A 10,663-nucleotide genomic window follows, 5' to 3' on the forward strand; every position below is an offset into this window, starting at 1 on the left:
GCGCCTACGCTGCGTTAACCACTGCGTTGTCGGCGACGATAACCACCCGGTCGTGGTCGACGGAGAAGAATCCCCCATCGATGCGCACCGAGAAGCGGGCCTCGGAAACCGGGTCGATTTCCAGATCCCCTGCGGCAAGCACGGTCAGGGTCGGCACGTGACCGGGCAGAACTCCGATCTCACCGTCCACCGAACGCGCCTTGACCAGCTTCGCGGGGCCGGCCCACACGAAGTGGTCGGCCGCCACGATTTCGACCTGAAGCTCGGCCATGCTACTTGCTGGCCTTCTGGATCTCGGCCCACTGGCGCTCGACGTCGTCCAGACCACCGACGTTGAAGAACGCCTGTTCTGCGATGTGGTCCAGGTCGCCGTTGCAGATGGCCTCGAAGCCCTCGATGGTGTCCTTCAGCGCCACGGTCGAACCCTCGACACCGGTGAACTGCTTCGCGGTGTAGGTGTTCTGCGACAGGAACTGCTGGATACGGCGGGCACGGGCCACGACGATCTTGTCCTCTTCGGACAGTTCGTCCACACCCAGGATCGCGATGATGTCCTGCAGTTCCTTGTTCTTCTGCAGGATCGACTTCACGCGGATCGCCACATCGTAGTGGTGCTGGCCCACGTACTGCGGGTCCAGGATGCGCGAGGTCGAGGTCAGCGGGTCGATCGCCGGGTACAGGCCGCGCGAGGCAATCTCACGGGACAGTTCGGTGGTCGCATCCAGGTGGGCGAAGGTGGTCGCCGGGGCCGGGTCGGTGTAGTCATCGGCCGGCACGTAGATCGCCTGCATCGAGGTGATCGAGTGGCCCTTGGTGGAGGTGATGCGTTCCTGCAGCAGACCCATTTCGTCAGCCAGGTTCGGCTGGTAGCCCACGGCCGAAGGCATGCGGCCCAGCAGGGTCGACACCTCGGAACCGGCCTGGGTGAAACGGAAGATGTTGTCGATGAACAGCAGCACGTCCTGGTTCTGCACATCGCGGAAGTACTCCGCCATGGTCAGGGCCGAGAGGGCCACGCGCAGACGGGTGCCTGGCGGCTCGTCCATCTGGCCGAACACCAGGGCGGTGTCCTTCAGCACGTTGGCTTCGTCCATTTCGACCCACAGGTCGTTGCCTTCACGGGTGCGCTCACCCACGCCGGCGAACACCGAGGTACCGCCGAAGTTGCGGGCCACACGGGTGATCATTTCCTGGATCAGCACGGTCTTGCCCACGCCGGCGCCGCCGAACAGGCCGATCTTGCCACCCTGGATGTACGGGGTGAGCAGGTCGATCGACTTGATGCCGGTTTCCAGCATCTCGGTCGAGCCTTCGAGGTCCGAGAACTTCGGGGCCTCGCGGTGGATCGGCCAGCGCTCGGTGACCTGGATCTCCGAGTTGTCAACGTCCAGGGCCTCGCCCAGCACGTTGAAGATGTGGCCCTTCACGCCGTCGCCGACCGGCACGGAGATCGGTGCACCGGTGTCGGTGACCTGCGCGCCGCGCACCAGGCCGTCGGTGGCCTGCAGCGAGATGGCGCGAACCATGTTGTCGCCCAGGTGCTGGCTGGTTTCGAAGGTGATCTTCTTGGTTTCGCCGTTGATCGTCAGATCAGCGGTCAGTGCGTTGTAGATTGCAGGCAGTGCATCGGCTGGGAACTCGACGTCCACGACCGGGCCAGTCACGCGGGCAATGCGACCGGTGGCCCCTGCGGTAACCTGCTCGTTGAGTTGGGCAGTCATCTTTCTCACTTCTTGTCTGGTAGGAACTTTGCGGACTTAGCTGCTCAGCGCGTCTGCGCCGCCGATAATTTCCGTGAGTTCCTGGGTGATTTCAGCCTGACGGGCGTTGTTACGCAGTCGCGTGTACTTCTTGATCAGCTCCTGGGCGTTGTCGCCGGCGGACTTCATGGCGCGCTGGCGGGCAGCGAGCTCGGAAGCGGCGGCTTGCAACTGGCAGTTGAAGATGCGCGATTCGATGTACCGCGGCAGCAGTGCATCGAGCACTTCCTCAGCGGTCGGCTCGAATTCGTACAGCGGCAGCAACTCGTCGGCGGGAGTCTCGGAGTCACCCTCGACAACCTCCAACGGCAGCAGACGGATAACCGTCGGTTCCTGCGTGACCATCGACTTGAACTGGGTGTAGACCACGTGGATCTCATCCACGCCGTCCTGTTCGAAGTCATTGGCGAAATCCTCAAGCAGGACTTCGCGCAGCTCACGTGCGGTGTCAAACAGCGGGGCGTCAGTTCCCCCGGTCCATACCTTGGCGTACTCGCGCGAGCGGAAGTCGAAGTAAGCCTGGGCCTTGCGCCCGACCAGGTAGGTCTTGACTTCCTTGCCTTCCTCCCGCAGGAGTTCCATCAGATGCTCAGCCTGCTTCAGAACGCTGGCGGAGTAGGACCCGGCGAGTCCACGGTCCGAGGTCATCACCAGCACCGCGGCCCGGCGCACCTGCGTCGGCTCGGTGGTCAGCGGGTGATCGATGTCGGACTGCGACGCGACGGCGGTAACTGCACGGGTGATCGCATTGGCGTACGGCAGCGAGGCCGCGACACGGCTGCGTGCCTTGCCGATGCGGGATGTAGCGATCAGTTCCATCGCCTTGAAGATCTTGGCCATCGACGAGGTCGATGCGATCTTCTGGCGGTAGACCCGAATCTGGGCTCCCATGTGTGTCCTTTCCTTATCCCCTGGGTGGGGTGGGGCGCCGCCTGCGCGGCGCCCCACCTACCCAAGGAGATTGTCAGCGCTTCTGCTTGACGATCTGTTCCTGGTCGACGGCCTCGGAATCCAGGGCGTCGTGCTCTTCGTGGCCGGCGTTGACCAGGCGGTCCGCGCCATCGCCGAAGAAGCCGGCCTTGAAGTCCGCCACGGCGGCCTTCATGGCCTCGACGGTCTCGTCCTCCAGCTTGCCGGTCTGGTCGATCACGTTCAGCACCTCGGTGCGGTGACGCAGGTAGTCGATGAACTCCTGCTCGAAGCGGCGCACATCGGCGACCGGCACATCGTCCAGGTGGCCGTTGGTGCCGGCCCAGATGGACACGACCTGGTCGGCGACCGGGTACGGGGTGTACTGGCCCTGCTTGAGCAGTTCCATCAGGCGCGCACCACGGGTCAGCTGCTGCTTGGAGGCGGCATCCAGGTCCGAGGCGAACATGGCGAAGGCCTGCATGTCGCGGTACTGGGCCAGTTCCAGCTTCAGGGTACCGGAGACCTTCTTCATGGCCTTGACCTGCGCGGCACCACCCACGCGGGACACCGAGATGCCCACGTCGACGGCTGGACGCTGGTTGGCGTTGAACAGGTCCGACTGCAGGAAGATCTGGCCATCGGTGATCGAGATGACGTTGGTCGGGATGTACGCCGAGACGTCGTTGGCCTTGGTCTCGATGATCGGCAGACCGGTCATCGAACCGCCGCCGAGCTCGTCGGAGAGCTTCGCGCAACGCTCCAGCAGGCGGGAGTGCAGGTAGAACACGTCGCCCGGGTAGGCTTCGCGTCCCGGCGGGCGGCGCAGCAGCAGCGACACGGCGCGGTAGGCTTCGGCCTGCTTGGACAGGTCATCGAAGATGATCAGAACGTGCTTGCCACCGTACATCCAGTGCTGGCCGATGGCCGAGCCGGCGTAGGGTGCCAGGTACTTGAAGCCAGCCGGGTCCGAGGCCGGGGAGGCCACGATGGTGGTGTACTCCAGGGCGCCCTGCTCTTCCAGGGTCTGGCGCACGGCGGCGATGGTCGAGGCCTTCTGACCCACGGCCACGTAGATGCAGCGCACCTGCTTGGTCGCATCGCCACTGGCCCAGTTGGCCTTCTGGTTCAGGATGGTGTCCACGGCGATGGCGGTCTTGCCGGTCTGGCGGTCACCAATGATCAGCTGGCGCTGGCCGCGGCCGATCGGGATCATCGCGTCGATGGCCTTCATGCCGGTCTGCAGCGGCTCGTCAACGCTCTTGCGCTGGGTCACGCCCGGGGCCTGCAGCTCCAGGGCGCGGCGGCCCTCGGCCGCGATCGGGCCCAGGTTGTCCAGCGGCTCGCCCAGCGGGTCCACCACGCGGCCCAGGAAGGCGTCGCCCACCGGAACCGAGAGGATCTCCCCGGTGCGCTCGACCTTCTGGCCTTCTTCGATCCCGGTGAAGTCACCGAGCACGACCACGCCGATTTCACGGGTGTCGAGGTTCTGGGCCAGGCCCAGGGTGCCGTCTTCGAAACGAAGCAGCTCGTTGGCCATGACGGAGGGAAGACCCTCCACCTTGGCAATGCCGTCGCTAGCTGTAATGACGCGTCCGACTTCGGTACGCTCTGCCTTGCCCGGTTCGTAGGACGCTGCGAACTCGTTTAGGGCATTGCGGACGTCATCAGCGTTGATGGTCAAATCGGCCATCTGCAGTCCCTGCTCTCCTAATTTGTGATCCGAAGGCTGGGCAACGGATCGAATGTGTTTGAAGTCTGAAGTGGTCCTGGCCGGCAGGACTCCACCTGGTGGTGAAGCCCTACCCTGCCAGGGCGCGGCGCAGTTCGGCCACGCGCGATGCCACGGAGGCGTCGACGATGTCGTCGCCCACCTTGATCACCAGGCCGCCGACCAAAGTCGGATCGACCGAGACGTTGATCTTCAGCTCACGGCCGTACAGCTTGTTCAGGCTGGCTTCCAGTCGCTGGACCTGCACGTCGGTCAGGGCCCGCGAGCTGACGATGTGGGCGATCCAGCGCTGCTGGCGCTTGGCCACCAGCTCCATGAAACGCTCCACCAGGCGGACCGGCTTCATCCCGCGCGGGGCGGTCACGGCCTGGCGCAGCAGCAGCTGCGCGGCCGAGGAGGCACCCGGAACCAGCTTCAGGGCCAGGTTGGCCTTCGCCTCGGCCGGAGCCTGGGCGTCGTCCAGCGCGGCCTGCAGCTGGTGGTTGCCCGACACGACTTCGGTGAAGTCGAACAGGTCCTTTTGCAGCTTGTCCAATCCCGCAGCGTTCGCCTGCTGTTCTGCCACGGCAGCCACCGCGGTGACCGCCAGGGTTTCCAACGCATCGCTAATGTCGCGTTCCGAGCTCCAGCGGGTGGAAGCCAGCTGCTTGACGGTGTCCTCGGCGTCGGCCGAGACCTTCCCGCGCAGCAGCGAGGCCAGCAGCCCCGCCTTGTCGGCGGCTTCACGGGCCGGATCAGTCAATGCGCGGCGAAGGCCGGAATTCGTATCCAGCACCTGAAGAACCGCAAACAGTTCCTTGGGAAGCTCAACGGTCGCCAGGGCCAGCTTGGGCTCCAAGGCCTCCAAGGCCTTTGCCAATGACTCGCTCGATACACTTGCCATTAGTTCGATGCACCTGCGTTCTGCTGATTTTCCAAGTCGGCCAGGAACTGGTCAACCACGCGCTGCGAACGGGCATCGTCCTGCAGCGCTTCGTCAACAATCTTGCTTGCCAGCTCGGTGGCCAGCGTTCCCACGTCGCTGCGCAGCGAGGTCAGGGCGGAGTTGCGCTCCGCCTCGATCTGACGCTGAGCCTGCTCGGTGATGCGGGTGGCCTCATCGGTGGCCTTGGCCTTCAGATCGGCAAGGATCTGGGCACCTTCGCTACGTGCTTCCTCACGAATGCGGTTGGCTTCGGTGCGGGCCTCCAGAAGCTGGGCCTGGTACTGGGCCAGGGTCTCCTCTGCTTCCTTCTGGGCCGCCTCGGCCTTTTCCAGTCCGCCTTCGATCGCGGTCACGCGGTCTTCATAGGCCTGCTCAAACTTCGGGGCAATGACCTTGATGACGATGAAGAGCAGAACCGCGAAGCCGACACCCGTGACGAGAATCTCCCACGGGTTGGGCAGCAGCGGGTTTGCACCTTCGCCCGCAGCGAGGATGAAGTCTGTGCTGTTCATTCTCACTTTTCCTTATCTACTAGTTTCCGCTTGTGTATGGGCCCCGCGATAGTGGCAGGGCCACTACAAATCGCGGAAAGACTAGGCGCCGATTACGAAAGCGAAAACCAGGCCTAGGATGGCCAGTGCTTCAGTCAGCGCGAAGCCGAGCAGGGCGATCGGCTGCAGGATGCGCTGGGCTTCCGGCTGGCGGGCCACACCGTTGATGTAGGCGGCGAAGATCAGACCCACGCCGATTGCCGAACCGATAGCAGCCAGGCCGTAGCCGATCATATTCAAGGAGCCGTGCATTTGTTTATTCCTTTCAAGATACCGAGTTGGTCATCGGTAGGTTGTGAGGTATTCCCTTGGGAGCGAGGGAAAATCTGTTTTTGATTCTAGAAGTAATGACCTAGTGCGCGTCAGCTTCGATGGCGCCCTGGACGTAGATCGCGGTCAGCAGGGCGAACACGAATGCCTGCAGGGCCATGATCAGCAGTTCAAGGAAGTACATCGCAACCGAACCGAGGATCACCGCAACGCCCAGGCCGCTGTAGGCCAGGCCTTCCTGGACGGTGATCAGGTAACGGGCACCGGAAGCAGCCAGCATCACAATGATGTGTCCTGCCAACATCGTCGCCATCAGACGCAGCGAGTGCGTCAGCGGACGGACGATGAAGTTCGAAATGATCTCCAGCGGAATCATCAGCGGCAGGATCCAACCGGGGACCCCCGCCGGGGTTACGGCCAGCTTGAAGTAGCGCAGGCCGTGGTTCTTCAGGCCCACCCCGATCCAGGTGCCGTAGATGATGATGGCCATCGCGTATGCAGAACCGGCGTGTGAGAACGACGGGAGCTGCAGGAACGGGATCGCGCCGAAGAGGTTGTTCAGCAAGATGAAGAAGAACGTTGCAAAGAGCAACGGGGTCCAGGGACGGAAGTTCTTCTCGCCGATGATGTCGCGGCTGATGCCGTTGCGCACGAAAGCGTAGCCGCTCTCGGCCAGGTACTGCATCTTGCCGGGAACCAGCTTCGGATTCCTGATGGCTGCGGTGAAGAACCAGGTGATGAGGATGATCGACAGCACGATCATGATCATCTGCTTGCCGACACCGGTGCCGTACTCAGCAAACCAGGGGAAAATATCTGGCAGGTGGGTATCGGACACGGTTGGCGGGACGAATCCGCCCTCATTTGAGGCCATTGGGAGCGCAAACGCGATCAACGCGCTGTCCTCTCTGCAGTAGCGGTCACGGGCAAAGGCGGTGACTGGCGTAACTGCCTCTCACCGTGTAGAAAAAGATCGATCGGGTACGCAGGTCGGCATCGAAAACACTCGCGCATCGACGCTGACGCGATCATGCCTCCCGGTCACCCGGAAGCGCAAAATTTTGTCGGCTACCGCAGTTGCTGCGGCCACCTCGAAAATGACCCGAAGACAGCCTATCAAACTCACAGCTTTTCAATGACATTTGCGGCCACTGATCACTGCGTTAGGACTCGTTGTAAATCGGCATCCGGGCCTTGGAGAAGGCCCGGATTTCCCCGACCTGCCAGGCCACCAAAACGATGGCCGCGGCAAGCACGAATCCCTGTCGGTTGGCCCAGCCGGGCAACCCCAGGTTCAACAGCACGAACGCCAACCCGAAGACCTTGATCGCGAAGACCGCCAGGAATGCGGGCATGGCCCAGTTCCTGCGGATCCGCCCGGCCAGCTCGGCCACGAGCAGACCCGTGGCGAAGAAACCGATCACCAGCGCGGCAGCCAGCATCCCCGAGAGCGCATACCACCAGTCGGCCACGAGCCATGAAATCAGGAAAAAGGCCGCGGTGCCGATCAGCGCATACACCAGGGAACTGACCAACACCGGCATCCAGATGGAGTCGGGGGCCTTGGATGCCGGGACGCGGCCGGAGCCTGGTGTCTGGGGCATTCAAAGTCCTTAGCTTGCAAAGTCTTGAGCGTGGACTTCCGCGGGATTGCTTCCGCCGAAGAACGTGCCGTGCAAAACTGTCTATTCGCCGCTGACCCGAAGGCCGACCGCGAACGATCCAGAGTAAATTCTACACGAGATAGAATGCTTCTCCGTCACCGATGACGAAGTCTTTCAGTTAGCGAAGCGTAACGCTTGGAGACCAGCGGCCACCAGGTCAGCAACCCGGCGCCGATCAGCAGCAGGGCGAACAGCGGGATCATCACCTGCAGCGGGATGAAGGCGATCAGCACCACACCGGCGGCCACCAGCAGCGCCCACAGGTAGAGCAGCAGCACGCTCTTGCGCACCGAGTGGCCCTGGGCCAGCATCCGGTGGTGGATGTGCATCGAGTCGGGGGCGAAGGGAGAGCGCCGCTTGGACAGGCGCCGGATCACCGAGAGCAGCAGGTCCAGGGCCGGGAAGAAGATGATCACCAGCGGCAGCGCCATGGGCATGTAGGCCGGCACGTTGCGGAAGCGGTAGGCCTCCAGGCCCTGCACGTCGCCGGTGACCACCACGGTGGACACCGACAGGATCAGCCCCAGCGCCAGCACCCCGGTCTCCCCCATGAAGATGTTCGCCGGGTTGAAGTTGTGCGGCAAAAAGCCCAGGCACGCCCCGAGCAGGATGGCGCACAGCAGCGCCGCCAGGTTCGCGTAGTCCGCGGCGCTCACGTGGGTGGCTAGCACGTAGGAGTAGAGGAAGAAGGTCGCCGCGCCGATCGCGGTCAGCCCCGCGGCGAGCCCGTCCAGCCCGTCGGAGAAGTTGATGGCGTTCATCGTCAACACGATCAGTCCGATGGTCACCAGGTACTGCATCACCGGGGAATCAATGGACCAGGTGCCCACCGGCAGCGCCTTGATCACGATCCCGCTTTGGGCGATGATCGCCCCGATCCCCAGCTGCCCGATGAACTTCACGTACCACTTCAGGTCGTAGAGGTCATCGGCGATCCCCAGCACCACGATCACCACCAGGGCGAAGACGATGCCCATGATCGGTGAATTGTTGCGGAAGATTGCGTCGAAGAACTCCAGCCGGCTGGCCACCCAGAGCCCGGCCAGCAGCGCCCCGATCATCGCCAGTCCCCCGAACTTTACGATCGGGTTGCTGTGCTGGTCGCGGTCGCGCAGCTTCTGGGAGGAGACGAAGCGTGCCCCGAAGCTGCGCACCACGGGGGTGAGCAGGTAGGAGGTGACGAAGCTGAAGGCGATCAGCAGGACGTACTGTCTCATGCGTCCTGGCTCGGTGCGCTCTCACCCAGGCCGAGGACCTCCGGGACCACCTCGCGCAGCGCCTGCAGGGAAATCGCGCCCTGGCGCACCACGAAGAGGTGCTCCCCGGTGGCATCCACAATGGTGGAGGGTTGTGCCTCGCCGAGCAGGCCGCGCTGGCCGCCGTCGAGGTACACGTCCACGCTGGCGCCCAGCTGCGCTTCGGCCTCATCACAGGTGGTGGCGGCCGGCTGTCCGGTGCGGTTGGCGGAGGAGACCGCCAGCGGCCCGGTGTGCCCCAGCAGTTCCAGGGCGTCCGCGTCGTCGGGCACCCGCAGCCCCACGGTGCCCTTGGTCTCCCCCAGATCCCAGGTCAGTGACGGCTGGGCCTGGAGGATCAGGGTCAGGGCGCCGGGCCAGAATGCCTCGGCCAACGCCCGGGCGGCGGGCGGCACGTCGATGGCCAGCCCGTCCATGGTTCCGATCTGGGAGATCAGCACCGGAGGCGGCATGGTGCGGGCCCGCCCCTTGGCGGCCAGCAGCATCGCCACGCCCTGGGCGCTGAACGCGTCCGCGCCGATCCCGTAGACGGTGTCGGTGGGCAGTACGATGCAGCGCTGGGCCTGCAGGGCCTGGCGGGCGGCGGCCAGGCCTTCCTCGCGCTGCGTGTCCTCGCTGATGTCGAATCGTGAACTCACGGTGCCCATTCTTTCATGGTTGGTTATTTTTCCGGTGCCACGCCACTGGTGGCGCGCGGCCGTCCGTTCAGGTCGCGGTGACCGGTGACCTCGGTGAACCCGGTGGCGCGCAGCATGCTGGCGGCGGTGGCGGCCTGCACCGCGGCGTGTTCCATCACGAACAATCCGCCCGGGCGCAGCAGCTCCAGCGCCTGGGCGCTGACCGCGCGCGGCACCTGCAGCCCGTCCTCCCCCAGCCCGTACAGGGCCATCTGCGGGTCGTGTTCGCGCACTTCCTGCTCGCGCGGCACGGCGCTGGGTGGAATGTAGGGCGGGTTGCTGACCACGGCGTCGATGCCGCCTTCCGGGAGCAGCCCGGCCGGCAGGTTTCCGGCATCGGCGTGCAGCACGCTGATGCCCAGCGGTTCGCAGTTCTGCCGCGTGTAGCCGATCGCCTGGTCGGAGAGCTCCACGGCCCAGACCCGGGGTGCGGACAGTTCGGTGGCCAGCGCCGCGGCGATCGCCCCGGAACCGGAACACAGATCCACAAGGCGGGCGCCTTGTTGCTCGCCGATGAAGTCCAGGGCCAGCTGCACCACGGACTCGGTTTCCGGGCGCGGGATGAACACCCCGGGCCCGACCTTCAGCTGCAGGTGGCGGAAGTAGGCGGTGCCGGTCAGGTGCTGCAGCGGGATGCGCCGGGCGCGCCGGGCGACCAGCTCCTGGTAGGCCTGGTGCTGTCCGGGCTGCAGTTCACGGCCCAGCAGCACCCCCAGCTGCACGTCCGAGCGGCTGGCCCCGATCACGTGGGCCAGCAGCAGCTCGGCGTCCACCTTGGGGCTGGGCACCGCGGCGGCCGCCAGGTCCGCCTCGGCCTGGTTGCGGGCGGCGCTGAACAGCATCCGGCTACTGCTCGCCCAGGTGGGCCAGGCGCTCTTCCTCATCCATGGCGATGCACGAAACGATCACCGGGCCCAGG

General features: G+C 64.6%; 12 protein-coding genes. All 12 read right to left on the bottom strand.

Annotated features, from left to right (window positions below; translation table 11 throughout):
- Positions 1–4: 4 nt before the first annotated feature.
- Positions 5–271 (bottom strand): F0F1 ATP synthase subunit epsilon, encoded by a 267-nt coding sequence (locus tag RCJ92_RS04880; RefSeq protein WP_054821357.1) that lies wholly within the window; start codon positions 269–271, stop codon positions 5–7.
- Position 272: 1 nt separating this feature from the next.
- A complete protein-coding gene (atpD, locus tag RCJ92_RS04885; RefSeq protein ID WP_343833788.1) occupies positions 273–1,721 on the bottom strand; it encodes a F0F1 ATP synthase subunit beta in 1,449 nt (482 codons plus the stop codon).
- 36 nt (positions 1,722–1,757) lie between these two features.
- Positions 1,758–2,651, bottom strand: coding sequence for a F0F1 ATP synthase subunit gamma (locus RCJ92_RS04890; RefSeq protein WP_054821356.1), 894 nt, complete (start codon positions 2,649–2,651; stop codon positions 1,758–1,760).
- A 73-nt stretch (positions 2,652–2,724) separates the two neighbouring features.
- Positions 2,725–4,362 carry a F0F1 ATP synthase subunit alpha gene (atpA, locus tag RCJ92_RS04895; RefSeq protein ID WP_446753915.1) on the bottom strand — a complete coding sequence of 546 codons (1,638 nt, stop codon included), beginning with the start codon at positions 4,360–4,362 and terminating at the stop codon, positions 2,725–2,727.
- A 109-nt stretch (positions 4,363–4,471) separates the two neighbouring features.
- A complete protein-coding gene (locus RCJ92_RS04900; RefSeq protein WP_343833791.1) occupies positions 4,472–5,284 on the bottom strand; it encodes a F0F1 ATP synthase subunit delta in 813 nt (270 codons plus the stop codon).
- Complete coding sequence (locus RCJ92_RS04905; protein ID WP_138173018.1) at positions 5,284–5,838, bottom strand: F0F1 ATP synthase subunit B; 555 nt, start codon at positions 5,836–5,838, stop codon at positions 5,284–5,286. The genes RCJ92_RS04900 and RCJ92_RS04905 overlap by 1 nt, the downstream gene beginning before the upstream one ends.
- A gap of 81 nt (positions 5,839–5,919) precedes the next feature.
- Positions 5,920–6,129, bottom strand: coding sequence for an ATP synthase subunit C (locus RCJ92_RS04910; protein ID WP_054821307.1), 210 nt, complete (start codon positions 6,127–6,129; stop codon positions 5,920–5,922).
- A gap of 100 nt (positions 6,130–6,229) precedes the next feature.
- Positions 6,230–7,021 (bottom strand): F0F1 ATP synthase subunit A, encoded by a 792-nt coding sequence (atpB, locus tag RCJ92_RS04915; protein WP_138173016.1) that lies wholly within the window; start codon positions 7,019–7,021, stop codon positions 6,230–6,232.
- 289 nt (positions 7,022–7,310) lie between these two features.
- Positions 7,311–7,751: a hypothetical protein gene (locus tag RCJ92_RS04920; RefSeq protein ID WP_138173014.1), complete on the bottom strand. Its 441-nt coding sequence runs from the start codon at positions 7,749–7,751 to the stop codon at positions 7,311–7,313.
- Between the two features lie 155 nt (positions 7,752–7,906).
- Positions 7,907–9,028 (bottom strand): MraY family glycosyltransferase, encoded by a 1,122-nt coding sequence (locus RCJ92_RS04925; RefSeq protein WP_446753916.1) that lies wholly within the window; start codon positions 9,026–9,028, stop codon positions 7,907–7,909.
- The gene (locus tag RCJ92_RS04930) at positions 9,025–9,714 is read right to left on the bottom strand and encodes an L-threonylcarbamoyladenylate synthase (protein ID WP_342773590.1); all 690 of its coding nucleotides are present in this window, start codon (positions 9,712–9,714) and stop codon (positions 9,025–9,027) included. The genes RCJ92_RS04925 and RCJ92_RS04930 overlap by 4 nt, the downstream gene beginning before the upstream one ends.
- Before the next feature lie 14 nt (positions 9,715–9,728).
- A complete protein-coding gene (gene prmC, locus RCJ92_RS04935) occupies positions 9,729–10,628 on the bottom strand; it encodes a peptide chain release factor N(5)-glutamine methyltransferase (protein ID WP_446753917.1) in 900 nt (299 codons plus the stop codon).
- Positions 10,629–10,663: the final 35 nt, after the last annotated feature.

This window comes from Glutamicibacter sp. BSL13, assembly GCF_052928425.1.

Coding starts and splice junctions, on each gene's coding strand:
- RCJ92_RS04880 (WP_054821357.1), bottom strand. CDS start 271: ATGGCCGAGCTTCAGGTCGAAATCGTGGCGGCCGACCACTTCGTGTGG.
- atpD (WP_343833788.1), bottom strand. CDS start 1,721: ATGACTGCCCAACTCAACGAGCAGGTTACCGCAGGGGCCACCGGTCGC.
- RCJ92_RS04890 (WP_054821356.1), bottom strand. CDS start 2,651: ATGGGAGCCCAGATTCGGGTCTACCGCCAGAAGATCGCATCGACCTCG.
- atpA (WP_446753915.1), bottom strand. CDS start 4,362: ATGGCCGATTTGACCATCAACGCTGATGACGTCCGCAATGCCCTAAAC.
- RCJ92_RS04900 (WP_343833791.1), bottom strand. CDS start 5,284: ATGGCAAGTGTATCGAGCGAGTCATTGGCAAAGGCCTTGGAGGCCTTG.
- RCJ92_RS04905 (WP_138173018.1), bottom strand. CDS start 5,838: ATGAACAGCACAGACTTCATCCTCGCTGCGGGCGAAGGTGCAAACCCG.
- RCJ92_RS04910 (WP_054821307.1), bottom strand. CDS start 6,129: ATGCACGGCTCCTTGAATATGATCGGCTACGGCCTGGCTGCTATCGGT.
- atpB (WP_138173016.1), bottom strand. CDS start 7,021: ATGGCCTCAAATGAGGGCGGATTCGTCCCGCCAACCGTGTCCGATACC.
- RCJ92_RS04920 (WP_138173014.1), bottom strand. CDS start 7,751: ATGCCCCAGACACCAGGCTCCGGCCGCGTCCCGGCATCCAAGGCCCCC.
- RCJ92_RS04925 (WP_446753916.1), bottom strand. CDS start 9,028: ATGAGACAGTACGTCCTGCTGATCGCCTTCAGCTTCGTCACCTCCTAC.
- RCJ92_RS04930 (WP_342773590.1), bottom strand. CDS start 9,714: ATGGGCACCGTGAGTTCACGATTCGACATCAGCGAGGACACGCAGCGC.
- prmC (WP_446753917.1), bottom strand. CDS start 10,628: ATGAGGAAGAGCGCCTGGCCCACCTGGGCGAGCAGTAGCCGGATGCTG.